Raw genomic sequence first — 20253 nt, 5'->3', positions numbered from 1 at the left:
ACCGACGTCATGTCCGCACAGGTGACCCTGCCCACCGACCGCCCGGTGGTCTTCTCACCCTTCGGCCTCGGCGTCCTCGACCTCGCCGTCGGCAAATACGTCTACGACGAGACGAACCGCACCGGCGACCAGCATGTCGTCGACAACTTCTTCCACGACATGAGCCGCCACGGATGAACGGGCCGGTCGCACCGCGCCTGCCGTGTTCAGGGCGGTCGGCTGCGCTCAGTGGGGCGTCGCTGTCGGCACATCTAGAAGTTGCCGTAGTTGACCTGCCAGGTGGGCAGGCCCATGCGACGCCAGATCGCGACGACGCGGTCGCGGTCGTCGAGGGACACACGCACCGCGAAGCGGTGGCGGACGTGCCGGTCGAAGAGTTCGGCCTTCACGACGTCGTCGCGGCGGCCGTCACCGGCGGCGCGCATCCACAGTTCGTCGTAGGGGACCTCGTGCCGTCGCAGCCACGCCTCGGTCAGCTCCCGGTGCTCCTCGCCGCGACCCGAGAGCAGCACGACGGCATCGCCGTCGGCCCGCCGGAAGGAGCGCAGGGCGCCGCGCACCGCCACGTTGAGCAGGTCCTCGTCGCAGCGGGTGAAGTCGTACGGGCCCCGGTTGCCCCTCATGGCGAGTGTGCCGTCGATGTCGCACATGACCGCCGAGGGAAGCGCCGGGTCGGCGGTGTACGGCTCGACCGAGGGCTCGTCGTTGAGCCACGCGTCGGTGAGCCGCCAGCCGCCCTGCTTCGCCTTCGCGTGCTTGTCGGCAAGGATCCGGATGATCTCCTCGCCGACCGCCCGGTCCCGCTCGGCGTCGCGCCGTATGCACTCCTCCGGTGATACGTCGGTGAAGTCGTGCACGACGAACGTGGCCTGCCCGGCCACCGCGGCCTTGAGACGCTTGGGGATGTGGGGCGTCAGATGCGTGTTGTCGACGACGGCGTCGAAGCCGTCGTCCACTGCCGCCCGCACCGCCGCGTCCTGGATCGCCAGCACGGTCTGCTCGTGCCGGTGGGACCTGCCACGCTCAGGTGCCGGGATGTCGAGCATCGCCCGCAGGTCGTCGAGATTGACCCGGCGCATCCGGCCCTCGGACTCCGCCTGCAACCTGCGCGCGGCGGTCGTCTTCCCCGAGGCCGGGAGCCCCGTCATGACGTGTACTACGGGCACGGTCAGTTCTCCTCGTCGGACTTGAACGGGTCGGACGCCTCGGGCCGGACGGAACGGTACGTGACGAGCTCGGTCGGGCGTCCGTCCAGGCGCAGGAACATGGCAGGGCGGACGGCAGCGTCGGACAGGGTCCTCGAGGCGCGTGCGAAGGCGCCCCGGTCGCCGGCGAGATGGGCGAGGGACCGGAACGCCTCGTCGATCGCCCGCTCGCGACGTGCCGCTTCCTCCTCGATGCGGGCAATCACCCCGCGCACCCAGGCGTCGAACTCGTCGGGCACCTGCTCCAGCAGTGCGTCCAGAGGCTTGCCGCCGGACGCCTCGATGTCCGCGACCGAGCAGCCCAGTGCCTGGGCCACCTGCTTGAGGGGCAGTCCGGCGAACCGCTGGATCCCATGGCTGCGCCAGATGTCCCGCTCGGTGACGCCGGTGAGCACCTTGTGAAGTCGTACGTACTCGGAGAATTTGGCCTTGGCACGTACGCCGGAAGCGAAGCGCAGCACGAAGCCCTCCGCGTCGGTGCCCGTGGCGGCCCGGCCGCCGGGCAGCCGGTTGGAGGCGGCCAGGGCGACCAGCTCGGCGAGCGGCATGGCAGGCCAGACGGTGACGACAGAGCCGATCCCCTTCCAGGCGACCGCGGCATCCGTCAGCGGAACCTCCGTGCCGTCCCTACCGAATGCGGCGAGAAGCACCAGGTCACGACGGTTGCCGTAGTCGACGACGATCCGGTTCTGCGGGTACAGGATCTCGGCCAGGTAGGTCACTCCGGGTATCAGGGCGGAGGTGTCCTTTCCGTCGAGCAGGCGCTGTGCCCAGGTGGCCTGGGTGCTGATGAACGAGCCCTTGGACGCGACCCGCCACCGGCCGGCGTAGTGAAAGACCACCGCCAGGCTGCCGTCGACCTTGTCGTACACCTCGAACGACTCGTCCGGGAGCGCGGGCGCGTACGTCTGACCGGACTCGTGCTCGGCGACGTTGAAGAACTTGGGCAGCGGAAGGGCGACGATCTCGCCGGTGGTCTCGTCGGCGACCAGGCCGCGGCAGCGTGTCGTCACCCGGTTCCACACGCGCTCGTACTGGCACGTCCTCGTGTACGTGTAGATGGAGAGCGGCAGTTCGGGGTGCGGCTTGCGGGTGACGTGCCCCGCGTCGAGGGCAGCCGCCAACTCCTGCGCCGGCAGCAGCTCGTGAAGAGTCAGGTAGGCCTGGCTCATGTGTTCCTCCCGTGGGTGAGCCTTGATTGTCACGTGTGGGAGGCTCCGGCGAGTACCGAATTAGCGCCGCTGCGCCCGGGTGGCGATCACACCTTCCCACAGGTCGTCGCCGGCCCGCTCGTGGGGGAGACCTTCAGGTTCATCCGCAGTACGTGCGGAATTCGGCGGAGCCGAAGGAGGCGGCAGGGCCCCCGCACCTGTCCGCCCACTGTCAGTGGGAGCGCCGCCTGTGGCGGAGGTAGCCGCCCGCTGCGCCGACGACAGCCAGGACGGCGGCTGATGCCCACGCGATCGTGAGCCCACCGGAGTTCGCCGTGGCTGAGGCAGGCTTCGCCGCTGCTTCCGGCTGGGACACGACGGGTGCGGGGGGCGGCTGCTTCTCCGGCGTCCGGGCGGCGACGGCAGGTGGCTTCTCCGGCTCGCCCTCCGGCTCCGTCGGCCGGTGGTTGCCAGGAGCCGCCTTCCCGCCGTTCTCAGGCTTCTGATCAGTAACAGCACCAGCGTCACCGCGATCGGAACCGGCAGCGGTGAGGACGACGTCGGAGCAGGAGTAGTACGTGTCCGGTGTGTCGGTGTTCCGCCAGATCGTATAGAGCAGATGGCGGCCGGCTCGTCCGGCGGGCAGTTTGCCTTCGATGCGGTAGGCACCGTCGCGGAACACCGGGTCGGTGGCCGTGAGGAAGGGCTTGCCGTCCAGGTCGTCCCACGCCAGCGGTGAGTTCGGATCGTACCCGTCCTTGGTCAGGTAGACGCTGAAAGTGCCCCGGTGCGGAATGGTCGACGCATAGGTGAGCGCGAACGGCGCGCCGGCTTCGAACGTGTCGGCGGGCCAGTCGGCGCGGGCGATGTCCAGCCCCTTGTACGTGTCGATTCCCGCGCTGCACAACTTCCCGTCGGGGATCATCCGACGGTCACGGCCCGCCACGTCCGCCACGCGCAGGTTGTCCCACTTCTCGAACGCCTCGCGCCCACCGCGCCGGACGGCCGCAACGCACGCGGCCGACTGCGCGTGACCGCCTTGCGGACCGCACGCGACCGCCCGGCTGACCGGATCCGACGGAGCGCCATGTGCGACGGCAGGTCCGGCACAGACTCCAAGGAGGAGCAGTGGTGCGCTCCCGACGAGCGCAACCGTGGCCACGATGGTGCGACGACTGGACATCCCCTGGCAGACCTTCCCGGAGCCGAAGCGGCGGCGATCCCCGCCGCGCCCCCTAGTACGGCCCAGGAGCCCGGCAGCGTTCAGCCGAATCTCGGCCTGATCGGACTCCGTATGCGTCAGGATGCATCAGGCGGTCTCGCCGTTGGGGGCGCTCCTCCCAGTTGCTCGTGTGATGCGACGTCTCAACATCGGCCTGGGCAACACTGGAGCCCACCCGTCGCCGGGCGACGAGAACACGCCGCCCAACGACACCGACAGCGCTTGCCGCCCTCCGGGGTGGGCAGCGGCGCCCAAGAAGTACTCCTCGACAGAGTTCCGCCTTTCGCCGAATCGGCGGTCCCCACCCCGTACCGACGGCCACCGTGCCCGCTCGGTTGCGGGCACGGTGGCAGATCACCTCCGGGTGACCATGCCGACCAGGCTGTCGGCCGTCTCGGCCGTCACGTATCGCCGCAACCGCGTGGAGTCGGCTGCCATGGATCTCAGTTGGCAGGGGCCTGGTAGAGCCCGCGGCCCGCGCGGTGGGCGCGAGAGGTGGCGACAAGCCGGTCGAGGGTGCTGCGCACCGTGTTGATGTCGCCGGCGCTGTCGTCCCGGCCGAGGACCTGGGCCACGTCCCGGGCGCGCAGCGGTGTGCCGGCATCGCGGGCGAGGACGGCGATCACCTGCTCGGTGAGACCCCCGGCATCCAGGACTGCCTCAGCGGGAGCGGTGCTCTCCGTCTGCTTGGCCTTCGTCGCCTTGGCAGCGGTGGGCTTCTTCGCGGGGCGTCGTGTGGCCACCGGCTTCTCGTCCGCTCGGGAGGCGGCCTTCTGCTTCGTACCGGCGCCGGCCTTGCGGGCCCGGCGAGGAGTCGCCGTCTCCTCGGGAGCAGCCGAGGGGATTTCCGTCGGTGCGGCTTCGGTGGTGGTCTCTGCGGGTTCCGGCGTTGTGCCGGTGTCAGCCTCGACGGAAGCCGTCTCCGCTTCGGCGGGGACGCGGGCCTCGCCCTCGGCGGTGCGGGGATGCGGGACCGTGGTGGCGGACAGGGCGCTCAGCGCGGTCAGGGCGCCGCGGACCGATTCCAGCCGCTCGGAGACCGCGGCAAGTTGTTCCTGCAGTGCCTGCTGGTGCTCTTCCAGTTGAGGAAGCTCTGCCTGCAGCAGGGAAGTTGTTGTTTCGATACTGACCGCTGCATTTGCCGTCGTTGTCATGGTGTGCTCCTGAGAACTGCGATGGGTGTACCGAGGATGCCGTGTGTTGTGGCTGCAGAGTACGGCTGTTGCGCAGCGGATGACACATTGAGTCCGACTTCATGTGCGTCCTCGCTCGTCCTGCCGACAGGCATTCGGCGAACTTGCGGTCCCCCGTCGAAGCCACCCATGGCGAGGCCGTGCGGGCTTGTGCAACGCTCAGAGCCGCCGAGAGCGCCATGTCAGGCCGACTCTCAAGGGCCGTCGACCCGATGGAGAGCCTGGGGCCGTTGATGGGCTGCCGCCTGTCATCTCGTATCTCTGTCCGTACGCCGTAGGTTGACGAAGTCGGTCGACACATCGGAGCGGAGTCGGGCCCACCGCTGGTTATGAGGGCAAGCGATGCGAGAGCGGGTGGGGGCTCGGGGCGGCCTCACGACTGGTGCCAGGCCGGAAAGGTCGGCGTCGCCTGCTGTCGCCGCATGCGCTCTGCGGTGAGGCTTGGTATCGCTGTCGTCTCGCGCGGGTGTCCCCGGTACTTGTGTTCGGGCGAAGTCCCTGGAAACTCCGGCTTTATCAGCCATGGAATCCGGACACGCGGGAAGCAGAATACGCCGGTGGAGTTCCGGCGCGCGTTCGTCGTTGTCAGTGCTTCGAGCGCCGTAACATCGCCATGTCCGTAACTGCCTGTTACACCTTAGGGTTAGGACCGCCTTACTGGACAAAGCCGAAATCGGCTTTGTCGGTTCGTCGGCTTCCGGAAGACGGGTCGGCGTTCTCACTTCTCGCCGCGGCAAGGCATCAGTTGTTCCCGAGCAGGTATCGGCTGCCTGCCGAGCCGCTCGCCGAGAGGGTCCGGCAATTCGGGTTCCGGACCTGGTTCAGCCCTGGCAACGGTGTGCTGTTTCCCCATGCCGTGACAAACACGCCCAACAAGGCCTGACGAGCATGCCGTAACGAATGCACGGAGGTGTGACATGAGCGGTCGAGCGGTGGCAACACGTGGAAGGGCGCGAGTGAGCGCGCGGGACGTCCTGGTGACGGGTATGGGTTTCTGTCTGCCGGGTGAGGGCCGGCCCGCTTTCACCGCGGAGGAAGTCTGGGACATCGCTTCACACGGACGTTCATGCCTCTTACGTGACGGTGTCTATCACGGCCCCGTTCACCTTTCCGGTGCCATGTTCGAGGAACGCCTGCCCGAATTGCCGGGTGTTTTCGTCCGGCATTTCACGGCGGCGCACCGGTTCGGGCTGGTCTCACTGGCAGAGGCGTGCATGGATGCCGGCGTGAACCTGTACGCGGGAGACCTGGCCGCCGCGGCGATTCTGGCGGGGCGGGGCGGGGTGGACGCCCAGGTCGGCAGCTACCAGGCGGTCCTGCGGGCCGACCCTGACACGATCACCGCCCTGGAGGCGATGGATCTCTTCATCGGGGCCGAACTGGCCGTATCCCCCTCCGATGTCGCCCTCGTCCAGGGAGCGGTGACCCGTTCCACCGGCCCCTGCTTCACGGTGTCCTGTGGCTGTGCCTCGTCCGCGGTCCAGCTCGGGAACGCCCGTGGCCTCATCGCCGACGGTGTGGTCGACATTGCGGTGGTCACCGGTGTCGATGTGTTCCATGTCGGTCTGGTCCGGAAGGCTCAACGTCTGCTGCGCGTTGCTCAGGAAGCGGACGCCTCCGTCCGGTCGGCCGGAAAGCCCGCGCTGCTGCCGTCGTTCGACCGCCTTATGCGGCCCTATGACCGGCGCGCGGACTGCGTGAACTACGGCGAGGGTTCCGTCACACTGATCCTGGAGAGCAGGGAGCACGCATTTCGGCGTGGCGCGAATGCGTATGGCCGAATCCTTTCCCAGGCCACGACACGTGACGGTCTTGCCAACCCGCTGGCGAGCGACGAGAGCGGAATGGGTCTGGTGGCCGCGGTCCGCGCCTGTCTGGGAGACCGGTGGTCCATCGACCAGATCCCCTACATTCACGGGGGCAGCGATGGCGACGCTGTTGTCACCGCGTTTGAGGTGAATGCGGTCAGACATCTCTACGGGCCGTCCGCGGCCAGCCTGCTGATGACGTCTCAGGAGGGCTGTTTCGGCCACAACGGTGCCCCGGCGGGATGCCTCGGGGTGGCGCTGACCCTCCTCATGATGGAACGCGGCGAAGTGTGTCCTACGACGAACTGTGAGCAGCCGGCCGAGGGCCTCGCATTCGATCCCGTTCCCGGTGTGCGCACGCGCCCTCTCGAATTCCATCACGCGCTGAACTTCACATACCAGATCGGCGGAGTGAAGAGCGCGGTCCTGCTGGGAAGCCCGGACGTCGATTAACGGGCCGAGAGCCCGAGCGGTGCAAGACCATTCCACAGCGTGTATCGATCCCGGGCCCGGGCGGGCGACGGGCGGAGGAGGCATCCGATGGTCCAGCGTGAGCACTCTGCGTGCGAAGAGCACAGCCGTATCGCCGTTGTCGGCCTGGGGTGCCGGCTTCCCGGCGATGCCGATTCACCCACCGCTCTGTGGCGGCTGATGGCCGACGGACGGGACGCCGTGGGCGCCCCTCCCGCCGGCCGTGGCGGCCCCGCATTATCCGGCGATCGTCACGACAGCGCCGGGCCCGGGAGGACCGCGGTCCGGCAGGGCGGCTATCTGCGGGACGTGTCGGGATTCGACGCGGGCTTTTTCGGGGTGTCCGGTCGTGAGGCGGACGTGCTCGACCCGCAGCACCGGCTGCTTCTGGAGGTGGCCTGGGAGGCACTGGAACACGCGGGCATGCCACCCGACGGTCTGGCCGGGAGTGCGACGGGGATGTACCTGGGCATCAGCTACAACGACTTCTACGAAGGTCTCGCCGGCCGGCCGGTGGAGCTGGAAGGCTCGCTCCTGACGAACGGCCACTGTGTGGCCGCGGGCCGGATCTCCTACCTCCTGGGGCTGCACGGTCCCTGCGTCGCGCTGGACACGGCGTGCTCCTCGTCGCTCGTGGCCATTCACCTCGCATGCCGGGCGCTGGCAGCGGGCGAGTGCGAACTCGCTCTGGCCGGAGGTGTCACGCTCATCCTCGGATCGAGGACCATGAGGTCCTTCGCGCGGATGGGCATGCTGTCGCCGACGGGGCGCTGCCACACGTTCGACGCCGCCGCGGACGGCTTCGTACGCGGTGAGGGGTGCGGAGTCGTCGTACTCAAACGCCTCGCGGAAGCCCGGCGGGACGGCGACCGTGTGCTGGCCGTGATACGCGGCTCGGCCGTGAACCAGGACGGCCGCTCCGACGGCCTGGCCGCCCCGTCCGCGACCGCCCAACAGGCCCTGTATCGCATGGCATTGGGCCGCGCCGGGACCGACCCACGGGACGTGGGGATGATCGAGACGCACGGCACGGGCACGCCGCTCGGGGATCCGGTCGAGTTCTCCAGCCTGGCCCAGGTCTACGGCACGGGCCGGGACCGGTGCGCGCTCGCATCGGTCAAGACCAACCTGGGACATCTCGAACCCGCCTCCGGAATCAGCGGGCTGATCAAAGCCGTGCTGTGTCTTCAGCACGGACTGGTCCCGCCCAATCTGCACTTCACGCAGTGGAACCCTGCCATCGCGCCGGAAGGAACGCGCTTCTTCGTTCCCACAGCGATGAGCGAGTGGCCCACCCGTTCGTGCCCCCGGCTTGCGGCCGTCTCGTCCTTCGGCTACTCCGGCACCAACGCCCACGTGATACTCGAGCAGGCGCCCGCCGCCGCCCTCGACCTGCCCACCCCACGCCCGCTCGGTCGTCCCACGCCCGAGGTCCTTCTCGTACCCGCCGGCTCCGCCGGGACTCTCCCGCTCGCAGCGCAACGTCTCGCCGACTGGCTCGAGAAGGACGGCTCGCGCGTGCCGCTGCGCGATGTCGCCCACACCCTCGCCCTCAGGCGCTCGCCGGGCCGCGGCCGCCTCGGTGCGGTGGCCGCCTCCCGCCATGAACTCGTGGGTGCCCTCAGGTCCTTCGCCACGGGGCTGACCCACCCCGGCCTGGTGACCGGCACGGTCGCCACCGGAGTCACCCGGCGCCCGGTGTGGGTGTTCTCCGGGCAGGGCTCGCAGTGGCCGGGCATGGGACGCACACTGCTCGACCACGAACCGGCCTTCGCCACGGCCATGACCGAAGTTGACGCGCTCATCAGCGACGAGGCCGGCTTCTCCGTACTCGACATGGTCTACACCCGCGTGCCGGTGACCGAATGCTCGCGGGTACAGCCCCTGCTGTTCGCACTGCAGGTCTCGCTCGCCGCTCTTTGGCGGGCGCACGGGATCGAGCCGGCCGCCGTCGTGGGCCACTCCATGGGAGAAGTCGCGGCCGCCGTCGTGGCGGGCGCGCTGAGTCCCGCCGACGGTGTCCGGGTCATCTGCCGCCGGTCCTCGCTGCTGACGCGGATCGCGGGAGCCGGCGCGATGGCCACCGTGAATCTGGACCAGGCCGCGGTGGAAGAGGACATCGACACCGCCCGGGCAACCGGAGCGGTCTCGGTCGCGGTCCTGGCCGCCCCCGGCTCGACCGTCGTCGCCGGTGAGAGGCGAGAGGTGGAACGGCTGGTCGCCGCCTGGGATTCGCGTGCAGTCCCCGCGCACCTGATCGCGGTGGACGTCGCCTCGCACTCCCCGCAGGTCGATCCACTGCTCGCCGACCTCCGCACCGCGTTGGAGTGCCTGACACCCCAACAGCCCCGAGTCCCCTTCTACTCGACCGTTCTGAACGACCCACGCCGCGTCCCCGACTTCGACGCCGTCTACTGGTGCGCCAACCTGCGCCGCCCCGTCCGGCTCGCCTCCGCGATCGCCGCCGCTGCCGCGGACCGGCACACCGTCTACGTCGAAGTCTCTCCCCACCCCGTCGTCACCCGCTCCGTCTCCGACAGCCTGCCCCGTCTCGTCGACAACCCGGTCGTCCTGCCCACGCTGCGCCGGGGCGAGGACGAACTCGCCACCTTCCGCACGCAGCTGGCGGCTCTGCACTGCGCGGGCGTCAAGGTCGACTGGTCGAAGCTCTACGCGGACGGGGAACTCGCCGACGTACCCACCCTCGCCTTCGACCGGCAACATCACTGGGCGGACGCCACCCCGTTTCCCGACGTTCCCGTAGGAACGGCCCGCGCCCTGCCCGGCACACGCGCCGAGGTTCCCGGTGAACAGGTCCGCCACTACTGGCGAGCGGACGCGGGAACCGCGGCGGTGCCATGGCTGGCCGACCACCGGGTCCACAACGATCCGGTGTTTCCCGGCGCCGGGTACTGCGCCGTCGCCCTGACCGCTGCCTGCGAGGTGTTCGGCGCACCTCCGCAGGAGATCGAGGTCACCGGCGTCCGGTTCCTGGAGTTGCTGCACCTGTCCGAGCACACCGAAATGGTCACCACCGCGACCGTGACCGGCCCCGTTCATGCCGAGTGCGAGATCTTCGCCCGAGGTGATGACGGAGGCTGGGTACGGCACGCGACCGCTGAACTGCGCCACGTCCCCGGCGCACCGGCGTCGCCGTTGGCGGCGACGCTGACCGCGCTGCCGGCACAGCACCCCATCGCTCTTGACCCGGCCTCCCTCTACGCGAGCATGCGATCCCGCGGGATCGAACACGGACCCGCCTTCACCGGCATCACGAAGCTGCGCATCTCACGCGACGGCGAGAGCACCTGGAGCCGGGTCGAGTTACCCGCCGCCGCCACGTCCGCGCCGCACGCCCTGCGTATCCACCCAGTCCTCGTCGATGCCTGCGCCCAGGCGCTCGTGGCAGGACTGGTCCGGGAGAGGGGACAAGGCCTGGTCCTTCCGGTCGGTGCCAGGTCCATACGGGTCCTCGGCGATCCCACGGCGGCCGTGTACTGTCACGCCCGCATCGTGGAGGAGACGGCCGACGGCATCACCGGAGACGTCCGCCTGCTGGACGAGGCAGGCCAACTCGTCCTCGGTATCGAGGGCCTGCAGCTGGTCCGCCACGGGGCACCCGGTGCCGGCGAGGTGGACGGCTGGTTCCTCGAGCCACGCTGGCTGCCCGCCCCGCGCCCGGTGCGCAAGGCAACGACCCGGCCGGGGAGCTGGCTCGTCATCGGTGAGGCGGACGGCTCCGCCCAGGCGCTGGCCGGACTGCTGCAAGCGGCCGGGGCGACCACCGAGGTCGTCGAAAGCCCGATGGGTGACCATCCGCTCGGACTGCTCAAAGGCGCACTCCTCGAACGGTGGGCCGCCCGCCCCGCGCCCCCGGAGAATGTGGTGCTGCTCTGTGCGCCGCCCGTCCAGGCCGCGGATCCGACAGCGGACGCACTGCGACGCACCCGACGTCTGATCGACACCGCCCAGGCGGCCGCCGTCTGCCCGCAGCCCCCTCGCCTCTTCGTGGTCACCCGTGGCGCCCAGACGGTCCAGCCCGCGGAGACGGCCGACCCCGCCCAGAGCGCCCTGCGCGGAGTGGTACGCGTACTCGCCTACGAGCACCCGGAGATCCGCCCGACACATCTGGACGCCGACCCGGCAGATCCCGCACTGCACGATGTGGCCGCCGAACTGCTGGACAACGCACCCGAGGACGAGACGGCCGTACGCGACGGCACCCGCCACATCGCCCGGCTCGACTACGCGCCGCTCACCGAGACCGAACGCGCCACGGCCACCACACGCACCGTGCGCTTCGGCAGGGACCGCTTCCGGCTCCGAGTCGGCCGCTTCGGCGACCTGAACGCGCTCGAACTCGCCGAGACCGACAGGCCCGCACCTGGCCCGGGAGAGGTCGAACTCCGAGTCCACGCCGCGGCGGTGAACTTCAGGGACGTGCTCACAGCCATGGGCCTCCTGTCCACCGACGAGGACGCGAGGTACCGCATCGGCTTCGAGTGCACAGGGACGGTGACCGCGGTGGGTCCGGACGTCGACACCGTTCGCGTCGGAGACTCCGCGCTCGCCATCGACCTGCACGGCGGTGCCTTCGCTTCGTTCGTCACCGTGCCCGTGCACGCCGTCGCCCCCGTACCGGCCCGTGTCGCCCTCACCGAAGCGGCCGGCCTCCCCGCCGCGTACATCACCGCCTGGTACGCACTGCACCATGTCGCCCGTCTCACCGCCGGTGAACGGGTCCTGATCCACTCCGCGACCGGCGGGACCGGCCTTGCCGCCATCGGCGTCGCCCGGCTGCTGGGCGCCGAGGTGCTGGCCACGGCCGGCAACGCGGAGAAACGAGGCTATCTGCGCGGAATGGGAATCGAGCACGTCATGGACTCCCGGTCCCTGCACTTCACCGATCGGACACGTGCCGCCACCGGGGGCGAGGGCGTGGATGTCGTCCTCAACTCCCTGGCCGGCCCGGCGATCCGTGCCGGTCTCGAAACCCTGCGCCCCTTCGGCCGTTTCGTCGAACTCGGGGTCCGGGACATTCTCTCCGACACACCCATCGGGCTGTCACCGCTGCGGCACAACATCACCCTCAGCACCGTCGATCTCATCGAGCTCCAGCACAGGCGTCCGGAGGTGTTCACCGCCGTGCTCCGCGAGGTGCTCTGCGAGATCGCCTCAGGACGGCTCAAGCCGCTGCCCTACCGAAGCGTCCCACTGGCCCAGGCGACAGAGGCATTGCGCACCATGGCCGGTGCGAGCCACATCGGCAAACTGATCCTCACCGTCCCCGAGCGGGGCGACACCACCGCCGTGCTCACTGAGGGGCCCTCGGCCGTTCACCCTGACGGCGCCTACATCGTCACCGGCGGCCTGCGCGGTGTCGGACTCGCGACAGCCTGCTGGCTCGCGCAACAGGGCGCCCGCCACGTCGTCCTCAACGGCCGCACGCCCCCCTCGCAGTCCACCGAGCAGACCCTTGAGGAGCTGCGCTCCCGCGGGACGCGGATCACCGTCACCCTCGGCGACATCGCCGAACCGGGCACCGCCGAGCGCCTCGTGACCGCCGCCACCGCGAACGGCCGGCGCCTGCGGGGCCTCGTACACGCCGCCATGGTCCTCGACGACGCGGCAATCACCAACGTCACCGACGACCAGCTCCTGCGCGTCTGGCGGCCCAAGGCAACGGGGGCGTGGAGGCTGCATGAAGCCACCGCCGGTCACACCCTCGACTGGTTCGCCGTGTTCTCATCCATGGCATCCCTGCTGGGCAATCCCGGTCAGGGCGCCTATGCCGCCGCCAACTCCTGGCTCGACGGTTTCGCCGACTGGCGGACGAGCTGCGGCATGCCCACGCTCGCCGTCAACTGGGGCGCATGGGGTGAGACGGGAGCCGCCGTCGACTTCGCCGAACGCGGCTACCGGACCATCCCCACGAAAAAGGGACTCCAGGCGCTGAACGCCCTGATCGTTCACCGGCGCATACGCACCGGCGTCATCCCCGGGGAACCCGACACCTGGATCCTGCCCGCGGTGCGGCAGTCGTCGCTCTTCAGCCTTCTCGCCGACAACCGGCCGGAAGACACCGGGCAGGACACCGGCGCAGGCATCTGGACGGAGCTGAACTCCCTGCCGGCAGGCCTGGCCCGGCGCACCGCCCTCGAAACCCACATCGCCGGCCACATCCGTGCGGTACTCCGGCTGGGCAACACCACCCTCGACCCGCAGACCCCGCTGAAGTCACTGGGGTTCGACTCACTGCTGTCCCTGGAACTGCGAACCCGGCTGGAGACAGCGCTCGGAATCAAGATCGCCACCAACTTCGTCTACCAGCACCCGACACTGGCAGCCCTCGCCACAGGTCTCGCCGACCACATGGGACTCACACTCGAGGACCGATCCGGTTCATGAGCCCCCGGGCGAACCGTGCAGACGGCTCGCCCTCCCGGCTCGTCCTTCGACGCCGCTCCACTCCGTCTCGTCCCAGGCTGCTGGAGGCACGAGCCATGGACCCATCGAACGTCGTGCTCCTTCAAGGAGGTCCCGACGACCTTCCTCAAGTCTGGGCGATGCCGCCCGGCGGATGCGGTGAGCCTGTCAAGATTCTGCGCCACAACGCTTATGAGCACTTCGAGTTCACGAACGAGTACCGCACTCTGCACGGCGAGTCGCTGCCGGTCTACCGCTGGGCCTACCGCACCTATATCGCCGAGTGATGCTGATGCACCCGGAGGTCCTGGACGGGGGGACGTCGCCCGCGACGCCCCCCATGACCCGTCGTAGCGCGGATCTAGTCGACAACTTTCTGCCACGCCGTAGTGCCCAGCAGTCCCGTTTCGCCGATGTCGAGGCCGCCGTCCGGCTGCACGGTCTGCCGGTCGACCCCGACGGCCGGGGCGATCTCCACATAGACGCCACTGCCGCGCTGTGTCGCCGTGTCGACGGCCGAGTAGCGCCAGACGAACACACTGCGCGCGGATTCTCCGGGTTTGAGGGTGACGGGGTGCGCTCCCGGGTCGTCGAGCTGTGTGATCGGTCCGGGCCCCTTGAGCACGGTGACGTCCATGCGCTCGTGGTCCACGTTCCGCACCCGTACGTCGGGATAGCCGTTCAGCCGGTGGTCGCGCTCGGCGCAGTTGGTGAGCGTCACGGGCATGGCGCGCAGTCCCATGGCGGCGCTCACTGCGCCGGTCGACACAAGCACACCCGCATCCGGGCAGGCCTGCGTGTCCACGGGCGGGGGCTGCCCCGCATCGCCAGGCGGATTCGTCCGCGCACCGGCGGCCGGCCCGGGACCCGACGGCCGGGGCGAGGAAACCCTCGCTCCCGTCCGTGCGGGATCCGCCTCACGATCGAGTTCGGCCGAGAGCCCGCACCCGGTGCTCAAGAGGGCCACCGCCGCCACGAGCAAGGCGTGTCGCACAGGTATGACGGTCATGCCGCGATCATCACACGCGGTGTCGGACGCCCCGGCCGTGATCCGCCGGATGCGCCTCGTCGGTCGTGGTCGCGATCGCGGGGGTGGCGGACGGGGGGCTCCGTAAGCTCAGGTGTGTGCCTGGTCCGTGACTCCGCCGGGAGCGGGAAGCCGATGTGAGGATGCTCAGCGCGTTGGCGGCAACGATCGCTCCGATACTGCACCACGCGGTCCACCCCAGGTTCTGGCCGAGGGCGACCTGGCCGACCACCGCCGCCAGCACCGGGTTGACACTCATGAAGAGCCCGAATGCCTGGGCCGGTACGTGGCGCAGGGTGAAGAGATCGGCAAGGAAGGGGACGGCCGAGGACAGGATCCCGGCGGCGACAGCGCAGGCGACCGCCCCGGGGGACGGTGGATGGCGTACGACGACGGCGAGACCGACCGGCAGGAACAGCAGCGCCGACAGACCCGCGGCAGCCGCCGACCCCTGCGCTCCGGGCACCCGCCGGCCGACAGTGCGGTTGAGCAGGATGTACGACGCCCAGCAGACGGCGGCCACGAGCGCCAGGCCCATGCCGACGTAGTCCGTGGTCGGCCGCGGTCGCATCAGCGCGGTCACGCCTGCCGCGGCGATCACCGCGCAGCACATGTCCATGCGTCGGCGTGAGGTACTCAGGGCAATGCTGAGCGGTCCGAGGAATTCCAGTGTCACCGCCAGACCGAGTCCGATGCGGTCGATCGCGCCGTACAGGGAGAGATTCATCGTCGCGAACACCAGCGCCAGCAGCAGCACCGGCCACCACTGCTGCCAGGTGAGGGCACGCAGCTGGGGGCGTGCGACGGCCAGCAGGGCGATCGCGGCGACGCACTGGCGTACCGCGGCGACCCCCAGAGGGCCCAGCGCGGGAAAGGCGAGTGATCCGACGGCGGCGCCGACCTGGTTGGACAGGCCGCTGCCGAGCATCGTGGCGATACCGGAGAAGGGCCCGCTACGGGGCTGCGGGGGAGTGGGGGTGTCGTGACGGGCAGGGGCTGCTCGGTGCGTGGTTGCAGGCCGCATTCCACGATCGTCCGGCAGTGCTCCGCTTGCGTAAAATGAATGATTCGCAGGAGTTATACGCTGGGGTTATGAGTGTGGAGCTGCGGCAACTGCGCTGTCTTCTCGCGATCGTGGACGAGGGCACCTTCACCCGTGCCGCCCTTGTACTGGGGATCTCGCAGGCGGCCGTGTCGCGCACGGTGGCCGCGCTCGAGCGTGATCTCGGGGTGAGGGTTCTGCGGCGGAGCACCCGCGAGGTGACCTTGACGGCGACCGGACTACGCGTCGTGTCCCATGCCCGCCGGGTGCTGGCCGCGGTTGACGAGCTCGTCGCAGCGGCGGGGTCGGGCCAGACCCACCTGCGGATCGGCTATGCGTGGTCCGCACTGGGCCGCCACACCCTGGAGTTCCAGCGCCGGTTCAGCGGAATCAGTCCGGGGACGCAGCTCCGGCTCGTGCGTACGAACTCCGCCACCGCGGGGCTGGCGGAGGGCGCTTGCGACCTTGCGGTGGTGCGCAGAGATCTGGACGACCGGCGCTTCGACTCCGCCATCGTGGGACTGGAGCGGCGCTTCTGTGCCATGGCCGCCGACGATCCCCTGGCGCGGCGCCGTGCCGTGCGGCTCGCCGACATCAGCGGTCGCACCCTGCTCGTCGACCGCCGGACCGGCACCACCACGGCGGGGCTGTGGCCGGCGGACGCCGGCCCGGCCACGGAGGACACCCGTGACGTGGACGACTGGCTCATCGTCATCGCCACGGGCCGCTGCGTGGGCGTGACGGCGGAATCCACCGCCAACCAGTACCCACGGCCCGGCATCGTCTACCGACCCGTCCGCGACGCGGAGCCGATCGCCGTACGGCTCGCCTGGTGGCGCGACGACCCGCACCCCGCCACCCAGGCGGCGGTCGGGCTCCTCACGGACCTCTACCGCACCGGGTGACCCGCCTGCCTGTCGGCACGGAGGTCGGTCACCCTCCGGCTGCCTCGAGCAGGATCCGTGCCAGTTCGCCCGGTTGGGAGAACATCGGCCAGTGTCCGGTGTCCATCTCCACCAGCCGCCAGTGCTCGCCGGTCAGCAGCCGGGCCACGTCGTCGCTCGGCTCGGCGCCGTCGAGCAGGCACTTGACGTACGTCACCGGGAGCTCGCCGAGCGGCCGTGCCAGCACGGCCGGCTCGGACAGAGTGGCACCCGGGTGCGGCGTCGAGCCTCCCACGATCCGTGCGATGTGCTCATCGGTGAGGCCCTGGCCGGCACAGTCGGACGCGGTGAGCGGTGCCCAGAAGCCGCCGTTCCCGGCGATCGACACCTCCAACTTCGCGGGACCCTCCCACCAGTTGGAGACGAACGACTCTCCGTCGGTCGGGACGTTCGAGTCGACGAAGACGACGTGGGCCAGCCGGTCGCCGATCCGCTCGGCGGCCTGCCCGACCGGGATGCCCGAGTAACTGTGCCCGACGAGGACGACGTCCCGCAGATCCCGGAGCTCGACCTCGTCGACGATGTCCTGCACGTGGGTCTGCTGCCCGGCGGGCACGCCCTGCTTCTCCGCGAGGCCGGACAGCGTCAACGGGTGGGCCCCGTGGCCGGCCGCACGCAGCGGCGGCACCACGTCGTCCCACGCCCACGAGCCGAGCCACGCGCCTGCAACCATCACGAATTCCGTCATGACGGCAACGTAGCGGAGCGGTCCGACAACCGCTCATCAGCTCAGCGACCGCTCGAACCCGACGCGACACCGCGGCCGTCCTCGCACTCGGCGATGCGTCCGGCGCACGCCGGTAAGGGTCGAGCCCGTGACCGACGGCTGGCGGGCCCGTACATACGGGGTGGCCCCGTCCGCATACGGACGGGGCCACCATCGGAACTACCGGGACAGGATGCCGACGGACACCGCTGTCGGCACGGGGGCGTAGCCGGCGGCCCGGGTGGCGAACGTCCCCCGGCCCTGGGTCCGGCTGCGCAGCCGGGTCGCGTACCCGAACAACTCGGCCAGCGGCACCCCGGCGGTGATCACCGCTGTACCGCCGCGCACGGTCGAGCCCGAGACCCTTCCGCGGCGCGCCGCCAGGTCGCCGAGTACCGCACCCACGGTGTCGTCGGGCACCGTGGCCGTGACCTCGACCACCGGTTCCAGGAGCACCATCACGCAGGCCCGCAGCGCCTCCCGGAGCGCGAACCGGCCCGCCGTCCGGAACGCCATCTCCGAGGAGTCCCTGGGATGGGTGGCTCCGTCGGTCAGGGTGACCCGGAGCCCGGTCACCGGGTGGCCGCCGAGGGGACCCTCGGCCAGGGCGTCCCGGCAACCTGCCTCCACCGCACGGATGTACTCCTGCGGTACCCGGCCCCCGGTGACGGTCGAGCGGAACACGAAGCTCCCTGCGCCGACAGCGGCGTTGTCCCCGACCGCCTCGGTATCAGGCTCCAAGGCCTCGACATCGAGCACGACATGGGCGAACTGACCAGCGCCGCCATCCTGCTTGACATGCCGGTGCACCAACCCGGACACGCCCTCGGCGACCGTCTCACGGTAGGCCACCTGCGGCCGTCCGACGCCGACGTCGAGCCCTCTGGCACGGCGGATCTTCTCCACCGCGACCTCCAGATGCAGTTCGCCCATCCCCGACAGCACCGTCTGCCCGGTCTCGGGATCGGTCCGGACAGTCAACGACGGATCCTCCTCGACCAGCCCCGCCAACGCCGAGCCCAGCCGGTCGACATCGAGGCTCGTGCGGGCTTCGATCGCCACCGAGACGACAGGCTCGGCCGCGGTGGGCGGTTCGAGGACCAGAGGCGCGGCGGGCGCGGCCAGGGTGACGCCGGCCCGAGCGGTCTTCAGCCCGATCACGGCGACGATGTCCCCTGCCTGCGCCCGGTCCACCTCCGCGTGCCGGTCGGCCTGGACCCGCAGGATCCGGCCGATCCGCTCGGTGCGCCGCACCCCCACGTCGAGCACGGTGTCTCCCTTCCGGACCGTTCCTGAATACACACGCAGGTAGGCGAGCCGTCCCGTGGCCGTCGCCTGCACCTTGAAGACCAGCGCGGCGAACGGCGCCGCCGGATCAGCGGCCCGTTCCTGCACCGTGCCGTCCAGGGTGCCGCGCACCGCCGGCACATCCGAAGGAGACGGAAGGTACGCGACGACGGCCTCCAGCAGCGGCTCGATCCCGCAGTTGCGGTAGGCCGACCCGCACAACACCACCACGCCCTCACCGCTACGGGTCAGGTCGCGCAGTGCCGCGGCCAGAGTTCGGGCGGAGAGCGTCGACTCCGCGCAGAACTCCTCGAGCGCGGCCGGGTGGAGTTCCGCCACCGCCTCCTCGAGCAGCCGGCGGCGCCGCTCCGCCTCTGCCCGGAGTCCATCGGGCACCGGGCCTTCCTCGAACGTGTCGCGGCCAGGGCCCCAGACCAGCGCGCGCATGCGCAGCAGATCCACCACACCGGTGAAGGCGTCCTCCTGCCCGATCGGCATCTGGACCACCAGCGGGACCGTGGACAACCGCTCCCGGATCGACCCGACCGCCGAGTCGAGGTCGGCGCCGGCGCGGTCCAGCTTGTTGACGAAGGCGATCCGCGGTACCCCGTGCCGGTCGGCCTGACGCCACACCGACTCGCTCTGCGGCTCGACACCGGCGACGGCGTCGAACACCGCGATCGCGCCGTCGAGCACCCGCAGCGAGCGCTCCACCTCGTCGGAGAAGTCGACGTGGCCCGGTGTGTCGATGAGATTGAGCCGGTGACCGTCCCAGGCGCAGCTCACCGCCGCCGCGAAGATGGTGATCCCACGGTCGCGTTCCTGCGGGTCGAAGTCGGTGACGGTCGTCCCGTCGTGGACCTCGCCCCGCTTGTGGGTGGCGCCGGTGATGTACAGAATCCGCTCGGTGACGGTGGTCTTGCCTGCGTCGACATGGGCGAGGATGCCCAGATTACGGATGCTGGTCAGGGGATTGACGGGATGACGTCGAAGGTCGCTGCGCACGGCCCGAGGCCTTTCAGGAATGACGAGAACAGGGCAGCGCGATTTCCGGACGAGAGGACCCGACAGCGAGGAAACGTTCCTGACACGGTGTCATCTGCCGCCGCAGACCCGGCATCGGGATGCCCCCGGGCCGGCCGAGCCGCTGTTCGACGGGGGAGTCAGATCTTCGTCACGGACATCCGGTGGCGGCCGCGCAGCCGGCACCGGGCACTCGAAGACATCAGAATCACGTCGAACCGTGAACGGGGAACGGCGACAGCAGCGCGGTAACGCACGGTCGGCTCCCCTCACTTGTCGATGAGGCGCCGCGATGTCGGAGCGGCGCACGAGGCGAGTCTAGAGAGCCGGGCCCGAGCACGGCACCGGATTATTGGCCGGCAGGCTGTGGATGGGGCGCGGAACCAGCGCGCCGTCGGCATCGGCGACCAGAGCACGCAGACTCTGGTCCCGGTCGGGGAAGTGCTCCAGAACGGCGCGCTTGGCGGTTGCGGTGTCGGTGAAGTCGATGCCGGAGATCCAGTCCTGTGGCACCTCGAGCGCGGCGTGGACGTGCAGGCTGCCGCGGTGGCCACCTGCAGGAGCACATCCACGCCCCAGGCCGCCTGTCCGTCCGGCATCCCGCCCTCGCTCAGCAGTGCCGGCAGTGCTTCGACCAGCGCGAGCCACCGAACATGTTCGTCACGAACGAGTTCGGCGAGGGACTGCGACTGCCTCCCCTGATCCACGGGCAGGCGGCCGACATGACGATGCGGGCCTCCGTGCCGTA

13 protein-coding genes and 1 pseudogene are annotated in these 20253 nt (G+C 70.1%); 5 read left to right on the top strand and 9 right to left on the bottom strand.

Going from position 1 to position 20253, the window contains the following annotated elements; genetic code table 11:
- Nucleotides 1–177 (top strand): annotated as a pseudogene (locus tag ACFU5O_RS30890) (2,3-diaminopropionate biosynthesis protein SbnB); the annotation flags it as partial.
- Between the two features lie 74 nt (nt 178–251).
- On the opposite strand, the gene ACFU5O_RS30885 reads toward ACFU5O_RS30890, so the two are convergent.
- The 4 genes from ACFU5O_RS30885 to ACFU5O_RS30870 form a co-directional block, all read right to left on the bottom strand.
- Nucleotides 252–1166 (bottom strand): AAA family ATPase, encoded by a 915-nt coding sequence (locus ACFU5O_RS30885; protein ID WP_384245475.1) that lies wholly within the window; start codon nt 1164–1166, stop codon nt 252–254.
- Between the two features lie 2 nt (nt 1167–1168).
- The gene (locus ACFU5O_RS30880) at nt 1169–2377 is read right to left on the bottom strand and encodes an RNA ligase (RefSeq protein ID WP_384245474.1); all 1209 of its coding nucleotides are present in this window, start codon (nt 2375–2377) and stop codon (nt 1169–1171) included.
- 211 nt (nt 2378–2588) lie between these two features.
- The gene (locus ACFU5O_RS30875; RefSeq protein WP_384245473.1) at nt 2589–3539 is read right to left on the bottom strand and encodes a lytic polysaccharide monooxygenase; all 951 of its coding nucleotides are present in this window, start codon (nt 3537–3539) and stop codon (nt 2589–2591) included.
- 482 nt (nt 3540–4021) lie between these two features.
- Nucleotides 4022–4732 (bottom strand): hypothetical protein, encoded by a 711-nt coding sequence (locus ACFU5O_RS30870; RefSeq protein WP_384245472.1) that lies wholly within the window; start codon nt 4730–4732, stop codon nt 4022–4024.
- 956 nt (nt 4733–5688) lie between these two features.
- Between ACFU5O_RS30870 and ACFU5O_RS30865 the strand changes: the two genes are divergently transcribed.
- From ACFU5O_RS30865 to ACFU5O_RS30855, 3 genes are all read left to right on the top strand, one after another.
- Nucleotides 5689–7032, top strand: a complete 1344-nt coding sequence (locus ACFU5O_RS30865) for a beta-ketoacyl synthase N-terminal-like domain-containing protein (protein WP_384245471.1) — start codon at nt 5689–5691, stop codon at nt 7030–7032.
- An 87-nt stretch (nt 7033–7119) separates the two neighbouring features.
- Entirely contained in the window at nt 7120–13458 is a 6339-nt protein-coding gene (locus tag ACFU5O_RS30860) for an SDR family NAD(P)-dependent oxidoreductase (protein ID WP_384245470.1), read from the top strand.
- A gap of 95 nt (nt 13459–13553) precedes the next feature.
- A complete protein-coding gene (locus ACFU5O_RS30855; protein ID WP_384245468.1) occupies nt 13554–13763 on the top strand; it encodes a DUF5988 family protein in 210 nt (69 codons plus the stop codon).
- Between the two features lie 74 nt (nt 13764–13837).
- Here ACFU5O_RS30855 and ACFU5O_RS30850 read toward each other — a convergent pair whose 3' ends face one another.
- A complete protein-coding gene (locus ACFU5O_RS30850) occupies nt 13838–14281 on the bottom strand; it encodes a DUF4232 domain-containing protein (RefSeq protein ID WP_384245467.1) in 444 nt (147 codons plus the stop codon).
- Between the two features lie 214 nt (nt 14282–14495).
- Nucleotides 14496–15527 carry a DMT family transporter gene (locus tag ACFU5O_RS30845; protein ID WP_384245466.1) on the bottom strand — a complete coding sequence of 344 codons (1032 nt, stop codon included), beginning with the start codon at nt 15525–15527 and terminating at the stop codon, nt 14496–14498.
- Between the two features lie 68 nt (nt 15528–15595).
- On the opposite strand from ACFU5O_RS30845, the gene ACFU5O_RS30840 reads away from it, so the two are divergent.
- A complete protein-coding gene (locus ACFU5O_RS30840) occupies nt 15596–16450 on the top strand; it encodes a LysR family transcriptional regulator (protein ID WP_384245464.1) in 855 nt (284 codons plus the stop codon).
- Nucleotides 16451–16478: 28 nt separating this feature from the next.
- On the opposite strand, the gene ACFU5O_RS30835 is transcribed toward ACFU5O_RS30840, so the two are convergent.
- The 3 genes from ACFU5O_RS30835 to ACFU5O_RS30825 all read right to left on the bottom strand — a co-directional run bounded on the left by ACFU5O_RS30835 (nt 16479) and on the right by ACFU5O_RS30825 (nt 20018).
- Nucleotides 16479–17177, bottom strand: coding sequence for an alpha/beta fold hydrolase (locus ACFU5O_RS30835; RefSeq protein ID WP_384245463.1), 699 nt, complete (start codon nt 17175–17177; stop codon nt 16479–16481).
- 198 nt (nt 17178–17375) lie between these two features.
- Complete coding sequence (gene fusA / locus ACFU5O_RS30830) at nt 17376–19487, bottom strand: elongation factor G (RefSeq protein WP_384245462.1); 2112 nt, start codon at nt 19485–19487, stop codon at nt 17376–17378.
- 336 nt (nt 19488–19823) lie between these two features.
- Nucleotides 19824–20018 (bottom strand): hypothetical protein, encoded by a 195-nt coding sequence (locus ACFU5O_RS30825; protein ID WP_384245461.1) that lies wholly within the window; start codon nt 20016–20018, stop codon nt 19824–19826.
- Nucleotides 20019–20253 lie beyond the last annotated feature (235 nt).

The sequence above is a fragment of the Streptomyces sp. NPDC057445 genome (assembly GCF_042802855.1).
GTDB lineage: Bacteria > Actinomycetota > Actinomycetes > Streptomycetales > Streptomycetaceae > Streptomyces.
This window is presented reverse-complemented; position numbering and strand designations above follow the sequence as displayed.